Annotated in this window: 20 protein-coding genes; 14 read left to right on the forward strand and 6 right to left on the reverse strand. The window is 60.4% G+C overall.

The genetic code is table 11. The features are described 5' to 3' along the window. Nucleotides 1-38 precede the first annotated feature (38 nt). From mreB to tldD, 8 genes are all read left to right on the forward strand, one after another. Nucleotides 39-1,076, forward strand: coding sequence for a rod shape-determining protein MreB (gene mreB, locus AACY19_RS08730; RefSeq protein WP_002555108.1), 1,038 nt, complete (start codon nt 39-41; stop codon nt 1,074-1,076). A 141-nt stretch (nt 1,077-1,217) separates the two neighbouring features. Next, the gene (gene mreC, locus AACY19_RS08735) at nt 1,218-2,333 is read left to right on the forward strand and encodes a rod shape-determining protein MreC (RefSeq protein WP_339450047.1); all 1,116 of its coding nucleotides are present in this window, start codon (nt 1,218-1,220) and stop codon (nt 2,331-2,333) included. Further along, entirely contained in the window at nt 2,333-2,824 is a 492-nt protein-coding gene (mreD, locus tag AACY19_RS08740; RefSeq protein WP_339449861.1) for a rod shape-determining protein MreD, read from the forward strand. The genes mreC and mreD overlap by 1 nt, the downstream gene beginning before the upstream one ends. Before the next feature lie 37 nt (nt 2,825-2,861). Further along, complete coding sequence (locus AACY19_RS08745) at nt 2,862-3,458, forward strand: Maf family protein (protein WP_339449862.1); 597 nt, start codon at nt 2,862-2,864, stop codon at nt 3,456-3,458. A 58-nt stretch (nt 3,459-3,516) separates the two neighbouring features. Beyond that, nucleotides 3,517-4,974, forward strand: a complete 1,458-nt coding sequence (gene rng / locus AACY19_RS08750; RefSeq protein WP_016984169.1) for a ribonuclease G — start codon at nt 3,517-3,519, stop codon at nt 4,972-4,974. 75 nt (nt 4,975-5,049) lie between these two features. Further along, complete coding sequence (locus AACY19_RS08755; RefSeq protein ID WP_339449863.1) at nt 5,050-8,853, forward strand: YhdP family protein; 3,804 nt, start codon at nt 5,050-5,052, stop codon at nt 8,851-8,853. Between the two features lie 77 nt (nt 8,854-8,930). Continuing rightward, complete coding sequence (locus AACY19_RS08760) at nt 8,931-9,791, forward strand: carbon-nitrogen hydrolase family protein (protein WP_339449864.1); 861 nt, start codon at nt 8,931-8,933, stop codon at nt 9,789-9,791. Between the two features lie 4 nt (nt 9,792-9,795). Continuing rightward, complete coding sequence (tldD, locus tag AACY19_RS08765) at nt 9,796-11,238, forward strand: metalloprotease TldD (RefSeq protein WP_339449865.1); 1,443 nt, start codon at nt 9,796-9,798, stop codon at nt 11,236-11,238. 52 nt (nt 11,239-11,290) lie between these two features. On the opposite strand, the gene yjgA is transcribed toward tldD, so the two are convergent. Further along, on the reverse strand, nt 11,291-11,815 hold the full coding sequence (gene yjgA / locus AACY19_RS08770; RefSeq protein ID WP_339449866.1) for a ribosome biogenesis factor YjgA: 525 nt from the start codon (nt 11,813-11,815) through the stop codon (nt 11,291-11,293). A 108-nt stretch (nt 11,816-11,923) separates the two neighbouring features. Here yjgA and pmbA point away from each other — a divergent pair, with 108 nt between their 5' ends. From pmbA to AACY19_RS08800, 6 genes are all read left to right on the forward strand, one after another. Continuing rightward, nucleotides 11,924-13,270: a metalloprotease PmbA gene (pmbA, locus tag AACY19_RS08775; RefSeq protein WP_445262296.1), complete on the forward strand. Its 1,347-nt coding sequence runs from the start codon at nt 11,924-11,926 to the stop codon at nt 13,268-13,270. 243 nt (nt 13,271-13,513) lie between these two features. Next, on the forward strand, nt 13,514-13,921 hold the full coding sequence (locus AACY19_RS08780; RefSeq protein ID WP_339449868.1) for a FagA protein: 408 nt from the start codon (nt 13,514-13,516) through the stop codon (nt 13,919-13,921). After that, a complete protein-coding gene (locus AACY19_RS08785; RefSeq protein WP_339449869.1) occupies nt 13,902-15,278 on the forward strand; it encodes a class II fumarate hydratase in 1,377 nt (458 codons plus the stop codon). Before AACY19_RS08780 ends, AACY19_RS08785 begins: the two co-directional genes overlap by 20 nt. Nucleotides 15,279-15,305: 27 nt before the next feature. Further along, entirely contained in the window at nt 15,306-15,746 is a 441-nt protein-coding gene (locus AACY19_RS08790; RefSeq protein ID WP_339449870.1) for a hypothetical protein, read from the forward strand. A gap of 1 nt (nt 15,747) precedes the next feature. Continuing rightward, the gene (locus AACY19_RS08795; protein WP_339449871.1) at nt 15,748-16,359 is read left to right on the forward strand and encodes a superoxide dismutase; all 612 of its coding nucleotides are present in this window, start codon (nt 15,748-15,750) and stop codon (nt 16,357-16,359) included. A 30-nt stretch (nt 16,360-16,389) separates the two neighbouring features. Beyond that, a complete protein-coding gene (locus AACY19_RS08800) occupies nt 16,390-17,283 on the forward strand; it encodes a ZIP family metal transporter (RefSeq protein WP_339449872.1) in 894 nt (297 codons plus the stop codon). Between the two features lie 38 nt (nt 17,284-17,321). On the opposite strand, the gene AACY19_RS08805 is transcribed toward AACY19_RS08800, so the two are convergent. The 5 genes from AACY19_RS08805 to AACY19_RS08825 form a co-directional block, all read right to left on the reverse strand. Continuing rightward, complete coding sequence (locus AACY19_RS08805) at nt 17,322-17,597, reverse strand: HPr family phosphocarrier protein (protein WP_339449873.1); 276 nt, start codon at nt 17,595-17,597, stop codon at nt 17,322-17,324. Between the two features lie 15 nt (nt 17,598-17,612). Then, nucleotides 17,613-18,470: an RNase adapter RapZ gene (gene rapZ, locus AACY19_RS08810; protein ID WP_339449874.1), complete on the reverse strand. Its 858-nt coding sequence runs from the start codon at nt 18,468-18,470 to the stop codon at nt 17,613-17,615. Nucleotides 18,471-18,472: 2 nt separating this feature from the next. Then, nucleotides 18,473-18,937 (reverse strand): PTS IIA-like nitrogen regulatory protein PtsN, encoded by a 465-nt coding sequence (gene ptsN, locus AACY19_RS08815; protein WP_339449875.1) that lies wholly within the window; start codon nt 18,935-18,937, stop codon nt 18,473-18,475. 11 nt (nt 18,938-18,948) lie between these two features. Next, a complete protein-coding gene (hpf, locus tag AACY19_RS08820; RefSeq protein ID WP_003221690.1) occupies nt 18,949-19,257 on the reverse strand; it encodes a ribosome hibernation-promoting factor, HPF/YfiA family in 309 nt (102 codons plus the stop codon). Between the two features lie 73 nt (nt 19,258-19,330). Beyond that, the gene (locus AACY19_RS08825) at nt 19,331-20,824 is read right to left on the reverse strand and encodes an RNA polymerase factor sigma-54 (RefSeq protein WP_339449876.1); all 1,494 of its coding nucleotides are present in this window, start codon (nt 20,822-20,824) and stop codon (nt 19,331-19,333) included. Nucleotides 20,825-20,911: the final 87 nt, after the last annotated feature.

Below are 20,911 nucleotides of genomic sequence, written 5' to 3' on the forward strand. Positions count from 1 at the left end.
CACTTTTTTACCCACGCGTTGCCTAGGGTCCCTTTCCCATGTTCAAGAAACTGCGTGGCATGTTTTCCAGCGATCTTTCCATTGACCTGGGCACTGCCAACACCCTTATTTACGTGCGCGAGCGCGGTATCGTCCTGAATGAACCATCGGTTGTGGCCATTCGGACACACGGTAACCAGAAAAGTGTCGTTGCTGTCGGCACCGAAGCCAAGCGCATGCTCGGTCGCACGCCAGGCAACATTGCTGCCATTCGTCCGATGAAGGACGGCGTAATTGCCGACTTCAGCGTCTGCGAAAAGATGCTGCAATACTTTATTAACAAGGTTCATGAAAACAGCTTTCTGCAGCCTAGCCCTCGTGTGCTGATCTGCGTTCCATGCAAATCCACCCAGGTTGAGCGTCGCGCCATCCGTGAATCGGCCCTCGGTGCCGGTGCCCGCGAAGTGTTCCTGATCGAAGAGCCAATGGCGGCCGCGATCGGTGCCGGTCTGCCGGTAGAAGAAGCGCGTGGCTCGATGGTCGTCGATATCGGTGGTGGTACCACTGAAATCGCGCTGATTTCCCTCAACGGTGTGGTGTATGCCGAATCCGTGCGTGTGGGCGGCGACCGCTTCGACGAAGCGATCATCACCTATGTGCGCCGCAACTACGGCAGCCTGATCGGTGAGTCCACCGCCGAGCGCATCAAGCAGGAAATCGGCACGGCCTACCCGGGCGGCGAAGTTCGCGAAGTCGACGTTCGCGGTCGCAACCTGGCCGAAGGCGTTCCACGCGCATTCACCCTGAACTCCAACGAAGTGCTGGAAGCTCTGCAAGAGTCGCTGGCTACCATCGTTCAGGCGGTGAAAAGCGCGCTGGAGCAATCGCCGCCGGAACTGGCTTCCGACATCGCCGAGCGTGGCCTGGTGCTGACCGGTGGTGGCGCGCTGCTGCGTGACCTCGACAAGTTGCTGGCCCAGGAAACCGGTCTGCCGGTGATCGTTGCCGAAGACCCGCTGACTTGCGTTGCTCGCGGCGGTGGCCGTGCATTGGAAATGATGGACAAGCACACCATGGACCTGCTCTCGAGCGAATAAGTCGCCGAGTGCAATACGTGGGTGAACGCGCAGGCAGCACTTTGCAGTGCTGCCTGTTGGCGTTTATCTTCTGTCAGTCTTCATCCAGGCCGGTTTGATGCCGTATGAATAAACAGAACATTTGCCTGGGAGGAGCGGCTTATTAAACCGCTTTTCGCCAAAGGCCCTTCGTTGGGTGTGCGCCTGTTGGTGCTGGCCGTGCTGTCGGTCGCGCTGATGGTGGTCGATGCCCGCTTCGACCTGCTCAAGCCCGCGCGCAAACAAGTGTCGCTGGTGCTGATGGACGCCTACTGGATCACCGATCTGCCCGGTCGCTTGTGGGAAGGCATCGCCAGCCAGTTCGGCAGTCGCACCGAGCTTGTCGCCGAAAACGAAAAACTCAAGACCGAAAACCTGCTGTATCAGGGTCGCATGCAAAAACTTGCTGCCCTGACCGAGCAGAACGTTCGGCTGCGCGAGTTGCTCAATTCTTCCGCGCTGGTCAACGAGAAGGTCGAAGTGGCCGAGTTGATCGGCATGGACCCCAACCCCTTCACCCATCGCATCATCATCAATAAAGGTGAGCGTGATGGCGTCGTGCTCGGTCAGCCGGTGCTCGACGCGCGCGGACTGATGGGCCAGGTGGTCGAGTTGATGCCGTACACCTCGCGTGTATTGCTGTTGACCGACACCACTCACAGCATTCCAGTGCAGGTGAACCGTAACGGTCTACGGGCGATTGCCAGCGGTACCGGCAATCCGGAACGCCTGGAACTGCGCCACGTCGCCGACACCGCTGATATCAAGGAAGGTGATCTGCTGGTCAGCTCCGGTCTCGGCCAGCGCTTCCCGGCGGGTTATCCGGTGGCAACGGTGAAGGAAGTGATTCACGATTCCGGCCAGCCATTTGCGATTGTCCGCGCCGTGCCGACCGCTGCGTTGAACCGCAGCCGTTATCTGCTGCTGGTGTTCAGTGACAGCCGCACTGCTGAAGAGCGCGCCAACGACGTCGCCCAAGCGCAGGAAAATCTCGATGCCTTTGGTGGCGGTCCAATCATTCCGGCCACGGTGTCGAAGACGGTGACCCCGGCGGCTACGGCCACACCGGCCACTCCAGCTGCAGCGGCAACGCCAGCCACACCGGCCGCCACTGCCCCGGCCAAACCGGCTGCGAGCAAACCGCCGGCGGCCACCAGACCGCCAGCCGCCCAGCCTGCTGCGCGACCTGCGGCGAAACCGCCCGTCAGCGCACCGGCCACCACCGGGAGACAAGAATAATGGTCGGCGCTACTGCCTCGCGAAACGGCTGGATCGTCTGGTTGACCTTTGCCATCGGCCTGCTTCTCAGTGTCTCGCCGCTGCCGCAATTCATGGAAATCCTGCGCCCGCTGTGGCTGGCGCTGCTCCTGACTTTCTGGGCGCTGTACATGCCGCAAACGGTCGGCATGGTCACGGCGTTTTGCCTGGGGCTGGCTGAAGACGTGCTGTATGGCACGCTGTTCGGGCAGAACGCCTTGATCCTGACGTTGATTACCTTCCTCGTGCTGTCGCTGCAACAACGCTTGCGGATGTTCCCGATGTGGCAGCAATGCCTGGTGATCCTGGTGATCTTCGGCCTCGCGCAACTTGTGCAGTTGTGGCTGAGCGCCCTTACCGGTAACCGTCAGCCGACCCTTGCGCTGGTCCTTCCGGCACTGGTCAGTGCCTTGCTCTGGCCTTGGGTCAGCTTTGCCCTTCGCGGATTGCGCCGACGTTACAGAATCAATTGAGCCGGTGAAGCAGGGCACTGAACAGGGAGATGTTTTGATGAAGCCGCTTTACCTTGCCTCAGGCTCGCCGCGTCGACGTGAATTGCTCACGCAGATCGGCGTGCCGTTTACCGCCATCAGCGCGGATATCGACGAAACCCCGCTACCCGAAGAATCGCCCTCGGCCTATGTCGAACGCCTTGCGCGCGGCAAAGCCGAGGCCGGGCGATCTGCGGTTGTGTCCGACGCGCCGTTCTGCGTGCTGGGCGCCGACACTGCCGTGGTGCTCGACGGCAAAATTCTTGGCAAACCGGTGGACGAAGCCGACGCATGCGCCATGCTGATGATGTTGTCCGGCAAGGAACATGAAGTGCTGACCGCCATCGCCGTGCTCGAAGGCGAGCGCTGCGAGTCGCGGGTGGTGCGCAGTCTGGTGCGGTTCCGGCCGATCAGCCGCGAGGAAGCCGCCGCCTACTGGGCCAGCGGCGAGCCACGGGACAAAGCCGGCGGTTATGGCATTCAAGGCCTCGGTGCGGTGTTCGTTGCCGGGCTCAATGGCAGCTATTCGGCAGTGGTCGGGTTGCCTGTTTGCGAAAGCGCAGAACTGTTGAGCCATTTCGGCATACCCTGTTGGCAAAACCTGAACGCGCAATGAGCGTCGTGCGAACCCAGATGCGGCCATTATCGTGAACATGCCTGAACGAGATCCTGCCATGAGTGAAGAGATTCTGATCAACATCACGCCGATGGAGTCGCGCGTGGCGGTGGTTGAAAACGGTGTGCTGCAAGAAGTCCACGTCGAGCGCACGCAAAAACGCGGGATCGTCGGCAACATCTATAAAGGCAAGATTGTCCGGGTATTGCCGGGCATGCAGGCGGCATTTGTCGACATTGGCCTGGATCGAGCGGCGTTCATTCATGCCGCGGAAATCTCCCTGCGCGAAGGCCCGGCGGTGGAAAGCATCAGCGCGCTGGTTCACGAGGGGCAGAGTCTGGTGGTGCAGGTGACCAAAGACCCGATTGGCTCCAAAGGCGCCCGATTGACCACACAGCTGTCGATTCCGTCGCGTTATCTGGTGTACATGCCGCGCACTGCCCACGTTGGCATTTCCCTGAAAATCGAAGACGAGGCCGAGCGCGAACGCCTTAAGCAAGTGGTCAGCGATTGCGTGGCGAAAGAAGGGATCAAGGAGGCTGGCGGCTTCATTCTGCGCACGGCGGCAGAAGGTGCCGGCGCCGATGAAATCCTGATGGACATCCGCTATCTGCGCCGCCTGTGGGACCAGATCAACGAACAAATCAAGACCATCGGCGCGCCAAGCGTCATTTACGAAGACCTCGGTCTGGCCCTGCGCACGCTGCGTGACCTGGTCAATCCGAAGATCGAAAAGATCCGTATCGATTCCCGGGAAACCTTTCAGAAAACCACGCAGTTCGTCGCCGAACTGATGCCGGAAATCGCCGATCGTCTGGAGCACTACCCGGGCGAACGACCGATCTTCGACCTTTATGGTGTCGAAGACGAAATCCAGAAAGCCCTTGAGCGTAAGGTGCCGCTGAAGTCTGGCGGCTATCTGGTGGTGGACCCGGCGGAAGCCATGACCACCATCGACGTCAACACCGGCGCTTTCGTTGGCCATCGCAACCTCGAAGAGACCATCTTCAAGACCAACCTCGAAGCAGCCACGGCAATTGCCCGGCAGATGCGCCTGCGCAATCTTGGCGGAATCATCATCATCGACTTCATCGACATGGAAGATGAAGAGCACCAGCGTCAGGTGCTGCGTACCCTGGAGAAACAACTGGAGCGCGACCACGCCAAGACCAACATCATCGGCATCACCGAGTTGGGTCTGGTGCAGATGACCCGCAAGCGCACCCGTGAAAGCCTGGAGCAAGTGCTGTGCGAACCGTGCAGCAGCTGTCAGGGACGCGGCAAGCTGAAAACTCCGGAAACCATCTGTTACGAGATTTTCCGCGAGATTCTCCGTGAAGCCCGGGCCTATCAGGCCGAGGGTTATCGCGTGCTGGCCAACCAGAAAGTGGTGGATCGCCTGCTCGACGAAGAGTCCGGTAACGTCGCCGAGCTTGAAGGCTTTATCGGCCGGACCATACGCTTCCAGGTGGAAACCATGTATTCCCAGGAACAATATGACGTGGTGTTGCTCTGATCCCCTGCAACACCCTTTATCCAACGCGGCTGGCCTCAGCTTTTCGCAGTTTTTTTGCCATGGGAGCCAACTGACATGGAACGTCTGACACGCATATTGGCCGCACTCACCCGCTGGGGGCTGGGCCTGTGTGCGTTGGTTCTGGTGTTGATGGCGGTGTACGTCAGCCTTGGCCGTGAGCTGACTCCGCTGGTTGCCGAATACCGCGCCGACATCGAAGACAAGGCCAGTGCCGCCCTCGGCATGCCCTTGCAGATCGGCGAGCTGGAAGGCGACTGGAGTGGTTTCGCGCCCATCCTGCTGGCCCACGATGTGATGGTCGGCGACGGCGCCAATGCGCTGCGACTGGATCGCGTGCGCGCGGTGCCGGATCTGTGGGCCAGCCTGCTGGCGCGGGAAGTGCGCATCGCCCATCTCGAACTCAATGGCCTGAAAATCAGCCTCAAGGAGGCCGACGATGGCAGTTGGGCGCTGGAGGGGCTGCCGGTCAACGACGACCAGCCGCTTGATCCCGAGCAATTGTTCAATCGCTCGCAAATGATTCAGCAACTGTCGGTGCTCGACAGCCAGGTGACCCTGCAACCGCTGGATCACGCGCCGATGACCCTGACCTATGTCGGCCTCAATCTGAAAACCGGTGCCAACCGTCAGCGCCTCGACGCACGTTTGACGTTGCCCGACGGTCAGCCGGTATCCCTGAGCTTGCGCACCCGCCTGCGTCCTGCCCAATGGCGCGACAGTACGGTTGACGGTTATGCCAGTCTGCCGCAAAGCGACTGGGCGAAGTGGCTGCCGGAGCGCCTGACCCGGCAATGGAACTTCTCCGAAATCAAGGCTGGCGGTGAGGTCTGGATCAATTGGGCCGAAGGCACGCTGCAAAGTGCCGCGCTGCGCCTGAATGCCCCGCAGGTGATCGGCGCCTACGCCGAGCGCAAGCCGATCCAGATCGACAATCTGGCGCTCAACGCCTATTACCGGAACAGTGCCGAGGGCGCCAGGCTCACCCTTGATTCGCTGGCGATGAATTTTGGCGAATCGCGCTGGGAGTCGCGCATTCAACTGCAACAGACCCGCGCCACCGATAAGGTCGATGAGCTCTGGCACCTGCAGGCGGACCGTGTCGAGCTGACGCCGATTACCCCTTTGCTCAACGCGCTCGGGCCTTTGCCGCAAGGGTTGGGCACGGCGATCGAGCGACTGAAGGTGACCGGGGGGCTGCGCAACGTCTTGCTGGATTTCCGTCCCAACGCCACCGACGGCAGTAAATTCAGTTTTGCCACCAACCTCGATAACGTCGGGTTTGACGCCTACCATGGCGCTCCGGCGGCGCGGAACGTCAGCGGCAGCCTCACCGGCAATCTCGATGGCGGCGAGTTGCGTATGGACAGCAAGGATTTTGTCCTGCACCTCGACCCGATTTTTGCCAGGCCATGGCAATACATTCAGGCCAACGCGCGCCTGACCTGGAAGCTCGATAAAGACGGCTTCACCCTGATCGCCCCGTACCTGAAGGTGCTCGGCGAGGAGGGCAAGATTGCCGGCGACTTCCTGATTCGCCTGCATTTCGATCACCGCCAGGAAGACTACATGGACCTGCGGGTCGGTCTGGTTGACGGCGATGGTCGCTACACCGCCAAGTATTTGCCGCAAGTCCTGAGCCCGGCTCTGGATGAATGGTTGCGCACGGCGATTCTCAAGGGCGCGGTTGATCAAGGCTTTTTCCAGTATCAGGGCTCTCTGAACAAAAATGCTGGCGAGGCCGACCGCAGCATCAGCCTGTTTTTCAAAGTGCATGACGCCGAGCTGGCCTTTCAGCCGGGCTGGCCGCACGTCAGCAAGGTCAGCGGTGATGTGTTCATCGAAGACAGCGGGGTGCGGATCTGGGCCGACAAGGGACAGTTGCTCGACACTCGGGTCAGCGACGTGTTCGTCAATATTCCCCATGTCCCGACCGGCCAGAACACGCATATGTTTCTCGACGGCGCGTTTGCCGGTGGGCTGGGCGATGGCCTGAAGATTCTCCAGCAAGCACCGATCGGCACGGCTGACACCTTCGCCGGATGGGAAGGTGCGGGTGATCTACAGGGCAAGCTGAAACTCGACGTGCCGCTGGCCAAGGGCGATCAACCAAAGATTCTCGTCGATTTCAAGACCGCCAATGCACGGCTGAAACTCGCCGAACCGAAGCTGGAACTGACGCAGCTCAAGGGGGATTTCCGTTTCGACAGCGCCAAAGGACTCAGCGGGCAAAACATCGCCGCGCGGGCTTTCGACAAACCGGTCACCGCGCAAATCTTCTCCGACGGCAGTCCCGACAAGCTCAAGACCCGGGTCGCGGCATCGGGCCAGGTCGAGGTCAAGAAGCTTACCGAGTGGCTGGGCGTGACTCAGCCGCTGCCGGTGTCGGGAACCGTTGCGTATCAGTTGCAATTGAACCTGGACGGCGCGGACAGCCAATTGATGGTCAGCTCCGATCTCAAAGGTGTCGCCGTGGATTTGCCGGCACCCTTTGGCATGGCCGCGAATGTCGGCCGCAACACCGTCTTTCGCATGACCTTGCAAGGTCCGGAGCGACGTTATTGGGTCAACTACGATCAGTTGGCCAATTTCACCTTCGCTGCACCGCCGAGCAGTTTCTCTGACGGTCGCGGTGAACTGTTCCTTGGCGCCGGCGACGCGGTGCTGCCGGGCGCCAAGGGCTTGCGCATTCGCGGCGTGCTGTCGGAACTGGACGTTGCGCCCTGGCAGGATCTGCTCGGCAAGTACGCCGGCCAGGACCTGGGCGGCAGCGCCCAGCAGTTGCTCAGCAGCGCCGACATCAAGGTTGGCAAGTTGACGGCGTTCGGTACGACGCTGGATCAGGCTTCAGCCAAGGTCAACCGCAAGCCGGGGGCGTGGAACCTCTCCCTCGACAGCCAGCAGGCCAGGGGCACTGCCAGCCTGCCGGACGCCAAAGGCGTGCCGATTGCGATCAATCTGCAATACGTGAAACTGCCGGCACCCGATCCGACGGTCCAGGCTGACGAGAACGCGCCAGACCCATTGGCCTCGGTTGATCCGACGAAAATCCCGGCGCTGGATATCACCATCAATCAGCTGTTTCAGGGCCAGGATCTGGTCGGTGGCTGGTCGCTGAAAGTGCGCCCGACCGCCAAAGGCATCGCCTTGAACAACCTCGACATGGGCCTCAAAGGCATTCTGCTGCAGGGCAGCGGTGGCTGGGAAGGCACGCCAGGTTCGACGAGTAGCTGGTTCAAGGGCCGGATCGGCGGCAAGAACCTCGCCGATGTGTTGAAGGGCTGGGGTTTTGCGCCCAGCGTGACCAGCGAAGAATTTCATATGGATGTCGATGGGCGTTGGCCTGGATCACCGGCGTGGCTGGCGACCAAGCGCTTCTCCGGCACGCTCGATGCCTCGCTGAACAAGGGCCAATTCGTTGAAGTGGAAGGCGGTGCCCAGGCTTTGCGGGTGTTCGGCCTGCTCAACTTCAACTCGATTGGTCGCCGCTTGCGTCTGGACTTCTCTGACCTGTTCGGCAAAGGCCTGAGCTATGACCGGGTCAAAGGTCTGCTGGTCGCCAACAACGGCGTCTACGTAACCCGTGAGCCGATCCGGCTGACCGGGCCGTCGAGCAATCTCGAGCTGGACGGTACGCTGGATCTGGTCGGTGATCAGGTCGACGCCAAGCTGCTGGTCACGCTGCCCGTGACCAACAACCTGCCGATTGCCGCGCTGCTGGTCGGCGCGCCGGCAGTGGGTGGTGCGCTGTTCCTGATCGACAAGCTGATCGGTGATCGCGTGGCACGTTTTGCCAGTGTGAAATACACCGTCAAAGGCCCGTGGAAAGAGCCGAAAATCACTTTCGACAAGCCTTTTTAACTAGCACACACTACCCCTTGGCAGGAGCTGCCGTTGGCTGCGCCTACAGGGTTTTGAGTGGATTCCGAGGAGCGGCCATGTCTTTCGCGGTGATTCAAATGGTCAGCCAGAGCGACGTGTTGGCCAATCTCGCTCAGGCTCGACGCCTGCTTGAACAGGCCGCGTCCGGCGGGGCAAAACTCGCGGTGCTGCCGGAAAACTTCGCCGCCATGGGGCGGCGCGACATCGCCGACATCGGCCGCGCCGAGGCATCAGGTGAAGGGCCGATCCTGCCGTGGTTGAAACAGACCGCCCGCGACCTCAGGTTATGGATAGTGGGCGGCACGTTACCGCTGCCGCCGGCGGACCAACCGGCGGCCAAGTCGAATGCCTGCTCGCTGTTGGTCAACGAACACGGCGAAATCGTTGCACGCTATGACAAGTTGCATCTGTTTGATGTCGATGTAGCGGACAATCGTGGTCGTTATCGCGAATCCGATGACTATGCTTATGGCAGTGGTGTGGTGGTGGCGGACACGCCGGTCGGCAAACTGGGCCTGACCGTGTGTTACGACTTGCGCTTCCCGGAGCTTTACAGCGAATTGCGTGCTGCCGGAGCGGAGCTGATTACCGCGCCTTCGGCGTTTACGGCGGTGACCGGCGCGGCGCATTGGGAAATCCTGATTCGCGCGCGGGCCATCGAGACCCAGTGTTATATGTTGGCGGCAGCGCAGGGTGGAACCCATCCGGGGCCGCGGGAAACCTTCGGGCATGCGGCGATTGTCGATCCGTGGGGACGCCTGCTGGCACAGCAGGATCAAGGCGAAGCGGTGCTGTTGGCTGCACGCGATAGCGATGAACAGGCGTCCATTCGGGCGCGAATGCCGGTGACGCGTCATCGGCGGTTTTTTTCGCAGGGCGCACAGCGACCTGCTTCAGAACACGAATTTAAGGCGTAAACCTATGAGCGAGCTGTTGTCCTCAGTCAGTGATCACCTGTTGGCGCCTGGCGGCGTGACTATCGAGAGCCTGCAAGGCGTGCTCGGTGATCTGGCCGGCCCCGGCATTGATGCCGCCGACCTGTATTTTCAGGGACAGATCTCCGAGTCATGGTCGCTGGAAGACGGCATCGTCAAGGAAGGCAGCTTCAACCTCGACCAGGGTGTCGGCGTGCGTGCGCAATCCGGTGAGAAAACCGGTTTTGCCTATAGCAACGCGATCACCCTTGAAGCCCTTGGTGCTGCAGCCCGTGCCGCGCGCTCGATTTCCCGGGCCGGGCAGAACGGCTCGGTGCAAGCGTTCAGTACCCAGGATGTTGCGCAGTTGTACGCGCCGGATAACCCGCTGGAAGTGCTGAGCCGTGCCGAGAAAGTCGAACTGCTCAAGCGCATTGATGTCGCCACTCGTGCGCTCGACCCGCGTATCCAGCAGGTTAGCGTGAGCATGGCCGGGGTCTGGGAACGAATTCTGGTGGCTTCCACCGACGGCGGTCTGGCGGCAGATGTGCGCCCTCTGGTGCGTTTCAACGTCAGCGTCATCGTTGAGCAAAATGGCCGTCGCGAGCGCGGTGGGCATGGCGGTGGCGGGCGCACCGACTACCGTTATTTTCTCGCCGAAGACCGTGCCATGGGCTATGCCCGTGAAGCGCTGCGTCAGGCGCTGGTGAACCTCGAAGCGATTCCGGCACCGGCGGGCACGTTGCCGGTGGTGCTCGGTTCGGGCTGGTCCGGCGTGCTGCTGCACGAAGCGGTCGGCCACGGCCTGGAGGGCGATTTCAACCGCAAGGGCAGTTCGGCTTATAGCGGGCGGATGGGCGAAATGGTCGCGTCGAAGCTGTGCACCATCGTCGATGACGGCACCTTGAGCGGTCGTCGCGGTTCGCTGAGCGTAGACGACGAAGGCACGCCGACCGAGTGCACCACCCTGATCGAAAACGGCGTACTAAAAGGCTATATGCAGGACAAGCTCAACGCGCGTCTGATGGGTGTGGCCCGCACCGGTAACGGTCGTCGTGAGTCCTACGCGCATCTGCCGATGCCGCGCATGACCAACACCTACATGCTCGGCGGTGAGAGCGATCCGGCAGAAATCATCGCGTCGGTGAAGAAGGGCATCTACTGCGCCAACCTCGGCGGTGGTCAGGTCGATATCACCAGCGGCAAGTTCGTGTTCTCCACCAGCGAGGCGTATCTGATCGAAGACGGCAAGATCACCGCACCGGTCAAAGGCGCGACGTTGATCGGCAACGGCCCCGAGGCGATGAGCCGGGTGTCGATGGTCGGTAATGATCTGGCGCTGGACAGCGGGGTGGGCACGTGTGGCAAGGATGGCCAGTCAGTGCCGGTGGGTGTCGGTCAGCCGACACTGAAGATCGATGCGATCACCGTGGGTGGCACGGGCGCATAAGAAGAGGTGGAGCTTCGGGTGGCGCGCAGCGCGGCCACCCGGTGGCGAGGTATCAACGCAGGCCGCGTTGAGTCTCGTCCAGCTCACGGATGTACTTGAAGATCTTGCGGCTGGAAGCAGGAGGTTTGTTTTGCGCAACCTCATGCTGAGCCTGACGGATCAAGGAACGCAGTTGCTGGCGATCGGCGTCCGGGTATTCGGCGACGAATTTCTCCAGCACGGCGTCGTCGCCTGCAATCAGGCGGTCACGCCAGCGTTCGAGATTGTGGAAACGCTCGTTGTACTGACGAGTCGAGGCATCGAGTTGATCGAGCAGCGTGAGAATCGCGTCAGTGTCCTGATCGCGCATCAGCTTGCCGATGAACTGCAAGTGCCGTTTGCGCGCGATGTTCGCGGTGTGCTTCGGCGCATCGGCCAGCGCCCGGCGCAACGCGTCGGTCAGTGGCAGTTTTGCCTGCAAGTCGGGCTTGAGTGTTGTAAGGCGCTCGCCAAGGTCAACCAGAGCATGCAGCTCGCGTTTGACCTGAGATTTGCTTTTTTCTCCCGTATCGAGGGAGTCGTCGTAAGAATCAACCATGGTGGCAGTCCGCAAAGAAACGCCGCCATGATAACCAGTCGGGGGCCGCTTGTCCGGCCCGGTCGCTCGATGACCCCAGCCGAAAGCAGAATTTGAGTGGAGATGAGCATGAGTGCAGTTGAAAGCGTCGGCCCGCAGGCATTGCCGGCACTGCAGGATCAAGTCGAGCAGATCATCGCCGAAGCCAAGCGTCAGGGCGCCAGTGCCTGTGAAGTCGCCGTCTCGCTGGAGCAGGGCTTGTCGACGTCGGTGCGCCAGCGCGAGGTCGAAACGGTTGAATTCAATCGCGATCAGGGGTTTGGCATCACGCTTTACGTTGGTCAACGCAAGGGCTCGGCCAGCACCTCCGCCACCGGGCCGGATGCGATTCGCGAAACTGTCGCGGCCGCACTGGCGATTGCAAGGCACACCTCGGAAGACGAAGCCTCGGGCCTCGCTGATGCGGCCCTGATGGCTCGTGAGCAGCAGGATTTTGATCTGTTCCACGAATGGGATATCACCCCGGAACAGGCCATCGAAAAGGCTTTGCTCTGCGAAGCGGCCGCATTCGACGCCGATGCGCGGATCAAGAACGCCGACGGCACCACGCTCAGCACCCATCAGGGCTGCCGTGTTTACGGCAACAGCCACGGTTTTATCGGTGGTTATGCGTCGACCCGACACAGCCTCAGTTGCGTGATGATCGCCGAGGCCGATGGCCAGATGCAGCGTGATTACTGGTATGACGTGAGCCGCCAGGGCAGTCTGCTGGCCGATCCGGTCAGTATCGGCCAGCGTGCAGCGCAACGGGCGGCGAGCCGTCTGGGCGCGCGACCGGTGCCGACTTGCGAAGTGCCCGTGCTGTTTTCCGCTGAGCTGGCGGGCGGGTTGTTCGGCAGTTTTCTCTCGGCGGTGTCTGGCGGCAGTTTGTATCGCAAATCGTCGTTTCTTGAAGGCTCACTGGGGCAGAAACTGTTTCCCGAGTGGCTGACCATCGACGAGCGTCCGCACTTGATGCGCGCGATGGGCAGTGCTTCGTATGATGGCGATGGTCTGGCGACCTACGCCAAACCGTTTGTCGAAAAAGGTGAGTTGGTCTCGTACATTCTCGGCACTTACTCCGGGCGCAAACTGGGTATGCCGAGCACTGCCAACGCCGGTGGCGTACACAACCTGTTCGTCACCCATGGCGACGAAGACCAGGCGGCGCTGTTGAAGCGCATGGGCCGTGGCTTGCTGGTCACCGAGTTGATGGGGCATGGCCTGAACATGGTTACTGGCGACTACTCGCGTGGTGCGGCGGGTTTCTGGGTCGAGAACGGTGAAATCCAGTTCGCGGTGCAGGAAGTGACCATCGCCGGCAACATGCGCGACATGTTCAAGCAGATCGTTGCCGTGGGTAATGATCTTGAGCTGCGCAGCAACATTCGCACGGGATCGGTACTGATCGAGCGGATGATGGTGGCGGGCAGCTAAACCTCAGCCGTCACAAAACAAGGCGCGCCACCCAATTGGGTGGCGCGCCTTTTTCATGCCTGGCACAAATCTTCTGTGGGAGCGGGCTTGCTCGCGAATGCGGTCTTTCAGTCAGCACATCTCTGGCTGACACACCGAATTCGCGAGCAAGCCCGCTCCCACAAGGATGCGTATGACCTCGGGCTTGTTTTGGTTCTCATTATCATCTAATAATAAATCTCATTATCGGATGAGCCCCGAATCATGAGTTCTGCCTTGCACGAGCAGCCGTATCTCGAAAGCTGGCGCTGGATGAGTCGCCAGATCCGTTGCGCCATGGACCCCGATGAACCGCGCCTGATCGAACATTACCTGGCCGAAGGCCGTTACCTGTCTTGTTGCACCGCGACCTCGCCATGGACGGTCGCTGAAACTTCTTTGCGCCTGCTGCTCGACACTGCTACCGACATCGCCTTGCCGTGGCATTGGCGCAGTCTCTGTCTCGACCAGGCGTGGCGCCCGTTGCGTGAAATGGAGCGCCTGTCCCTATGCAAATGCCGGCTCAAGCGCTGGCAACACTACACCTGGCAGCTCGCCACCTGCGAGTTGCAGCCTTCGATTCCTCTCATTGAATTAGTCCAAGGATTTACCGATGACCAAGACACGTATTGAGCGCGACAGCATGGGCGAACTGCAGGTGCCGGTGGACGCTCTCTACGGCGCGCAGACCCAGCGCGCAGTGGATAACTTCCCGATCAGCGGCAAACCGATGCCGACGCAGTTCATCCGCGCGTTGATCCTCGCCAAGGCTGCGGCTGCTCGCGCCAACGTCGAACTGAATCAGATCACCGCCGCACAAGGCAAAGCCATCAGCGACGCCGCGCAAGCTTTGCTCGAAGGCCATTTCATGCAGCATTTCCCGGTGGATATCTTCCAGACCGGTTCCGGCACCAGCTCCAACATGAACGCCAACGAAGTGATTGCCACCCTCGCCAGCCGCCTGCTCGGCGAAACGGTCAATGCCAACGATCACGTCAACTGCGGTCAGAGCAGCAACGACATCATTCCGACCACCATCCACGTCAGCGCCGCACTGGCCCTGCACGAGCAACTGCTACCGGCGCTGCTGCACCTGGTGCAAGTCATCGAGCACAAAGCCGCGCAGGTGCATCATCACGTCAAAACCGGTCGCACGCATTTGATGGACGCCATGCCGGTGCGCATGAGCCAAGTGCTCAACGGCTGGGCGCAGCAACTCAAGGCCAACATCGGCCATTTGCAAGATCTGCTGCCGAGCCTGCAATCGCTGGCACAGGGCGGTACGGCGGTTGGCACCGGGATCAACGCGCACCCTGAGTTCGCCGCGCGTTTCAGCCGCCAGTTGAGCCAACTGACGGACGTGAAATTCACTCCGGGCAAGGATCTCTTCGCGCTGATCGGCTCACAGGATACCGCCGTCGCAGTCTCCGGGCAGCTCAAGGCTACCGCCGTTTCGCTGATGAAAATTGCCAACGACCTGCGCTGGATGAACTCCGGCCCGCTCGCCGGCCTCGGTGAAATCGAGCTCGAAGCCCTGCAGCCGGGCTCGTCGATCATGCCAGGCAAGGTCAATCCGGTGATCCCGGAAGCCACCGCCATGGTCGCCGCGCAAGTCATCGGCAACGACTCGGTGATCACCATCGCCGGTCAGTCGGGCAACTTCGAGCTTAACGTGATGCTGCCGATCATCGCGCAGAACCTGTTGAGCAGCATCGAACTGCTGGCCAACTCCAGCCGCCTGCTGGGTGACAAAGCCATTGCCGGTTTCAAGGTCAACGAGTCGCGCCTGAAAGAAGCGTTGTCGCGCAACCCGATTCTGGTCACCGCGCTCAACCCGATCATCGGTTACCAGAAAGCCGCCGAAATCGCCAAGCAGGCCTACAAGGAAAGCCGCGCGGTGATCGACGTGGCTCTGGAACACACCGACCTGTCGCGCAGCCAACTGGAAGAGTTGCTCAATCCCGAGAAACTCACCGCCGGCGGCGTGTAAACCCCGCAACCGCTTTGGAGGCTCACCTTGGAGCACTGGAAACGCACGATCGAACGGGCCAATCGCTGCTTCATGTTGGGCGAACTGATTGATGCCCGCGAGGCTTACCTGCAAGCCCTGGCTCTGGCGCAAGTGTTGTTCGAGCGCTGGGCGGATGCCGAAGAAGCGGTGGCGGCCTGCGTCATCTCCCATCACAACCTGGCGGATCTGCACTTGCGCCTGAACCAGCCGGAGGAGAGCGCCGAGTATCTTTGCGCCATTCACCAACGGCTGTTGCAGACCATGCAGGACGAGCGCCTGCGCCCGGCCCTTCGTGAAGCGGCATTGCGCCAGAGCAGCAAGACTTACGTTGAACTGCTGAATTTCATCAGTGAACACGGCGAATACCCGCGCACCCAGCGCCTGCTGCATCCCGATACCGGCAATGCGCGCCGCGCGCCTGCCCCCCATCACCATGGAGTCCATTGAAATGGCTTTTACTTTGCCTGCCTTGCCTTACGCCTACGACGCCCTCGAACCGCATATCGATGCGCAGACCATGGAGATTCACTACACCAAGCATCACCAGACTTACATCAACAACCTCAACGCGGCGGTAGAGGGCACTGAATACGCTGAGTGGCCGGTGGAAAAACTCGTCGCCAGCGTGCAGCAACTGCCGGAAAAACTGCGTGCGGCGGTGATCAATCAGGGCGGTGGTCACGCCAACCATTCGTTGTTCTGGGAAGTCATGGTGCCCGGTGGCGGCGGCAAACCGGACGGCGCACTGGCTGCAGCCATCGATGAACAGTTGGGTGGCCTAGACAGCTTCAAGGAAGCCTTCACTAAAGCTGCACTGACCCGTTTTGGCAGCGGCTGGGCGTGGCTCAGCGTGACCCCGGAGAAAAAACTGATCGTGGAAAGCAGTGGTAACCAGGACAGTCCCTTGATGAACGGCAACACGCCGATTCTCGGCCTCGACGTCTGGGAGCACGCTTATTACCTGCGTTACCAGAACCGTCGCCCGGAATACATCAATGCGTTCTACAACGTGATCAATTGGCCTGAAGTTGCTGCGCGCTATCAGGCCGCACTGGTTTAAGTCTTCTATAAAAACAATCCAAGGCTGACTATGGGCATTGAAACACTGGCGACCGGAAGCGGGCGTATGTTTCGTTACGCGGTGGGATCGCTATTGCTGTTGGCGGGCATGACCTTGCTGGTCGCACACGGGCTGGAATGGCTGAATCTGGAACCGAGGCTGTTGCGGGCGTTGCAGGGCGGCGCGATCTGCGCCCTCGGCACGGCGCTTGGCGCTGTCCCGGTGTTGGTGATTCGGCGGATGCCACAGGCACTCAGCGACACCTTGCTGGGTTTCGGTGCCGGAGTGATGCTCGCGGCGACGGCGTTTTCGCTGATCGTGCCGGGCATTGCCGCCGCCGAAAGCCTCGGACTGACACCGTGGGGCGCCAGCGGCCTGATCTGTTTCGGCATCATGCTGGGGGCATTCGGGCTGTATCTGGTTGATCGCAAGGTGTCCGGCGCGTCTGCGCAAATGCTCGTCGGCACCGTCGAGCATCCGGTGATTGCGCCACGGATCTGGCTGTTCGTATTCGCCATCATTGCCCATAACATCCCTGAAGGCATGGCCGTCGGTGTTTCTGCCGGTGGCGGAATACCGGATGCCGACAGCCTGGCGATGGGCATTGCGCTGCAGGATGTGCCGGAAGGTCTGGTGATTGCGCTGGTGTTGGCCGGGGCGGGCATGTCGCGGTTGAAAGCGTTTCTCATCGGCGCAGCGTCAGGTCTGGTCGAGCCGGTGTTTGCGCTGTGGTGTGCCTGGCTGGTCAGTCTGGCGCAGGTGTTGTTGCCATTAGGTCTGGCACTGGCGGCGGGGGCGATGCTGCTGGTGGTGACTCACGAAGTGATACCCGAGTCGCGACGCCATGGTCATGACAAGCTGGCGAGTCTTGGTTTGCTGATCGGGTTCTGTCTGATGATGGTGATGGATACGGCGTTGGGGTAACTGGAGGCAATGAGGGAGCAAGCTCCCTGATTGGCGGATCAACCGCCTTCGTCGAAGTAGTTGTTGATCAGCTTCACCAATTCATTCATGGCATCCTCAGCCTGTTCACCTTCGGTGCTCAAATGGATTTTGGTGCCCTTGCCGGCCGCGAGCATCATCATCGCCATGATGCTTTTCCCGTCCACTGCTGTCTCGGGCGTGCGACCGACTCTTATCGTCGTCTCCGGATACTTGCCGGCCACGCCGACAAATTTAGCCGATGCCCGGGCATGCAGACCCAATTTGTTGATGATTTCGATTTCACAAGCAGGCATCGCGGTGTGAATCCTTTAAGTGAGGTCGCGGTGGCGAACCTGGACGTTCTTCAGGGTTTTCTGCAGGGCCTGACCAAGCCGTTCGGTCAGGTAGACGGAGCGGTGATGCCCGCCGGTGCAGCCAATGGCAATGGTGACGTAGGCGCGGTTGCTCGCGGCGAAGCGCGGCAGCCACTTGTGCAGGTAGGTAAAGATGTCCTGAAACATTTCTTCGACTTCCGGCTGTGCCGCAAGGTATTCGGCCACCGGCGTATCGAGACCCGATTGCGCGCGCAGTTCCGGCTTCCAGTACGGATTGGGCAGGCAGCGCACATCGAATACCAGATCCGCGTCCACCGGCATGCCGCGCTTGAAGCCGAATGATTCGACCAGAAACGCCGTGCCCGGCTCTGGCTGGTTCAGCAGGCGCAACTTGATCGTGTCACGTAACTGGTACAGGTTGAGATTGGTGGTGTTGATTTTGAGGTCGGCCAGGTCGGCAATCGGGCCGAGCAGGGCGGTTTCGTCTTGGATCGCTTCTGCCAGCGAGCGGTTGGCATTGCTCAGCGGGTGGCGGCGGCGGGTTTCGGAGAACCGCTTGAGCAGGGTTTCCTCGTCGGCATCCAGATACAGGACGTCGCACTGGATGTGCTTGTTGCGGACATCTTCAAGCAGTTCGGGGAAGCGGGTCAGGTGACTCGGCAGATTGCGCGCATCAATCGATACGGCGACCAGCGGTTGTGCGAGTTCCGTGTGAATCAGTGCGCGCTCGGCCAATTCCGGCAGCAACCCTGCCGGCAGGTTGTCGATGCAGTAGTAACCGTTGTCTTCGAGGACATCCAGGGCGGTACTTTTACCCGAGCCGGAGCGGCCACTGACGATGATCAAACGCATGATTAGTGCCCGTTCTGTTCGTCCACGACGACTTGGTACAAGGCTTCGTTGCTCGGAGCGCTTCGAAGTTTTTCGCGCACTTCCTTGCGATCCAGCATGCTGGCGATCTGTCGCAGCAGTTCCAGGTGCGCTTCGGTCGCCGCTTCCGGTACCAGCAGTACAAACAGCAGGTCCACGGGAGCGCCGTCGATGGCATCGAAATCAATGGGGGCTTCAAGGTGAATCAGTGCGCTGATGGGCGACTGGCAACCCTTGAGGCGGCAGTGAGGGATGGCGATGCCGTTGCCAAAACCGGTGGAACCGAGTTTTTCACGGGCAACCAGCGCTTCGAAGACATCTTGCATCTCCAGATCCGGGACTTCCCGGGCGATCAGGTTGGCAATTTGTTCGAGGGCTTTCTTTTTACTGCCGCCCGGCACGTTCACGATGGAACGGCCGGGGGTCAGGATGCTTTCAAGTCGGATCATGGAATGGGGGGTTATCGACCGGTTGCGCCCTGGAGGAGGCTCTGGGTCTTTTCCTTATGCTTTTTGAGTTGGCGATCCAGCTTGTCGGTCAGTGCGTCGATCGCAGCGTACATGTCGGTATCTTCTGCGTTGGCGACCACTTCGCTGCCGGGTATATGCAAGGTGGCTTCGATTTTCTGCTTGAGCTTTTCGACGCACATCGTGACTTGCACGTTGGTTATCTTGTCGAAATGGCGCTCCAGTCGCTGGAGTTTTTCCTCGATATAGGAACGCAGAGGTTGGGTCACTTCCAGTTGGTGTCCACTGATGTTGACTTGCATACAGCTTCTCCTTCGTTGCCAGTGCATAAAGCGGCAGGCCGAAGAGCCTGCCACTGGAACGCTGTAACGTGGCTTACATCAACCGCTTGCGTTCGCTCGAAGGCGCGATCCCGAGGGATTCGCGGTACTTGGCGACGGTGCGGCGAGCCACCTGAATGCCTTGTGCCTCCAGTAAACCAGCGATCTTGCTGTCACTCAACGGCTTTTTCTGATTTTCCGCTGCAACCAGTTTTTTGATGATCGCGCGGATCGCCGTGGACGAGCATTCGCCGCCTTCGGAGGTGCTGACGTGGCTGGAGAAAAAGTATTTCAGTTCATAAATACCGCGCGGGGTATGCATGAATTTCTGCGTAGTCACCCGGGAAATCGTCGATTCGTGCATGCCCACCGCTTCAGCGATGTCGTGCAGAACCAGCGGCTTCATGGCTTCGTCGCCGTACTCCAGAAAACCGCGCTGATGCTCGACGATCTGGGTGGCTACTTTCATCAGGGTTTCGTTGCGGCTCTGCAGGCTCTTGATGAACCAGCGCGCTTCCTGCAACTGGTTGCGCATGAAGGTGTTGTCGGCGCTGGTGTCGGCACGGCGGACGAAACCGGCGTACTGGGCATTGACGCGCAGACGCGGCACCGATTCCTGATTGAGTTCGACCAGCCAGCGCTCGTTGTCCTTGCGCACGATAACGTCGGGGACAACGTATTCGGCTTCGGTGGACTCGATTTGCGAACCCGGGCGCGGGTTGAGGCTCTGCACCAGTTCGATGACCTGGCGCAGCTCGTCTTCCTTGAGCTTCATGCGGCGCATCAGCTGGCTGTAGTCGCGGCCGCCGAGCAGGTCGATGTAATCGCTGACCAGGCGCTTCGCCTCCGCCAGCCAAGGGGTCTTGGCGGGTAACTGGCGCAATTGCAGCAGCAGGCATTCGCCGAGGTTGCGAGCGCCGATGCCGGCGGGTTCGAACTGCTGGATGCGATGCAGGACGGCTTCGATTTCGTCCAGCTCGATGTCCAGTTCCGGATCGAACGCCTCAAGGATCTCTCCGAGGGTCTCATCGAGATAGCCCTGATTGTTGATGCAATCAATCAGGGTAACGGCGATCAGGCGATCGGTGTCGGACATCGGTGCGAGATTGAGTTGCCACAGCAGGTGACTTTGCAGGCTTTCGCCGGCGGATGTGCGGGTGGTGAAGTCCCACTCGTCATCATCGTTGCTGGGCAGGCTGCTGGCGCTGGTCTGGTAGACGTCTTCCCAGGCGGTATCGACCGGAAGCTCGTTGGGGATGCGTTCGTTCCATTCGCCGTCCTCGAGATTGTCCACCGTCGGGGCGGTTTCCTGGTAGGAAGGTTCCTGGATCTCTGTATTAGGCTTCTGTTCGGCGTTGTCGGCCATGGGATCGGAGTTGTCGAAGTCGTCGCCTTCTTCCTGGCGTTCGAGCATCGGATTGGATTCCAGAGCCTCCTGGATTTCCTGTTGCAGATCCAGGGTCGACAATTGGAGCAGGCGGATGGCCTGTTGCAGCTGCGGTGTCATCGTCAGCTGCTGGCCCATTCTCAAGACTAGCGATGGTTTCATGGCAGGGGCTTAACACCTTATTCGCCGGCGCTATGCGCCATCCACTACAGGGCGCCGGAGCGCCAAACTTAAGCAAATTATATGCCT

This window comes from Pseudomonas sp. EA_5y_Pfl2_R50 (genome assembly GCF_963970475.1).
Taxonomy (GTDB): Bacteria; Pseudomonadota; Gammaproteobacteria; order Pseudomonadales; family Pseudomonadaceae; genus Aquipseudomonas.

Coding starts and splice junctions, on each gene's coding strand:
- mreB (WP_002555108.1), top strand. CDS start 39: ATGTTCAAGAAACTGCGTGGCATGTTTTCCAGCGATCTTTCCATTGAC.
- mreD (WP_339449861.1), top strand. CDS start 2,333: ATGGTCGGCGCTACTGCCTCGCGAAACGGCTGGATCGTCTGGTTGACC.
- AACY19_RS08745 (WP_339449862.1), top strand. CDS start 2,862: ATGAAGCCGCTTTACCTTGCCTCAGGCTCGCCGCGTCGACGTGAATTG.
- rng (WP_016984169.1), top strand. CDS start 3,517: ATGAGTGAAGAGATTCTGATCAACATCACGCCGATGGAGTCGCGCGTG.
- AACY19_RS08755 (WP_339449863.1), top strand. CDS start 5,050: ATGGAACGTCTGACACGCATATTGGCCGCACTCACCCGCTGGGGGCTG.
- AACY19_RS08760 (WP_339449864.1), top strand. CDS start 8,931: ATGTCTTTCGCGGTGATTCAAATGGTCAGCCAGAGCGACGTGTTGGCC.
- tldD (WP_339449865.1), top strand. CDS start 9,796: ATGAGCGAGCTGTTGTCCTCAGTCAGTGATCACCTGTTGGCGCCTGGC.
- yjgA (WP_339449866.1), bottom strand. CDS start 11,815: ATGGTTGATTCTTACGACGACTCCCTCGATACGGGAGAAAAAAGCAAA.
- pmbA (WP_445262296.1), top strand. CDS start 11,924: ATGAGTGCAGTTGAAAGCGTCGGCCCGCAGGCATTGCCGGCACTGCAG.
- AACY19_RS08780 (WP_339449868.1), top strand. CDS start 13,514: ATGAGTTCTGCCTTGCACGAGCAGCCGTATCTCGAAAGCTGGCGCTGG.
- AACY19_RS08785 (WP_339449869.1), top strand. CDS start 13,902: ATGACCAAGACACGTATTGAGCGCGACAGCATGGGCGAACTGCAGGTG.
- AACY19_RS08795 (WP_339449871.1), top strand. CDS start 15,748: ATGGCTTTTACTTTGCCTGCCTTGCCTTACGCCTACGACGCCCTCGAA.
- AACY19_RS08800 (WP_339449872.1), top strand. CDS start 16,390: ATGGGCATTGAAACACTGGCGACCGGAAGCGGGCGTATGTTTCGTTAC.
- AACY19_RS08805 (WP_339449873.1), bottom strand. CDS start 17,597: ATGCCTGCTTGTGAAATCGAAATCATCAACAAATTGGGTCTGCATGCC.
- rapZ (WP_339449874.1), bottom strand. CDS start 18,470: ATGCGTTTGATCATCGTCAGTGGCCGCTCCGGCTCGGGTAAAAGTACC.
- ptsN (WP_339449875.1), bottom strand. CDS start 18,937: ATGATCCGACTTGAAAGCATCCTGACCCCCGGCCGTTCCATCGTGAAC.
- hpf (WP_003221690.1), bottom strand. CDS start 19,257: ATGCAAGTCAACATCAGTGGACACCAACTGGAAGTGACCCAACCTCTG.
- AACY19_RS08825 (WP_339449876.1), bottom strand. CDS start 20,824: ATGAAACCATCGCTAGTCTTGAGAATGGGCCAGCAGCTGACGATGACA.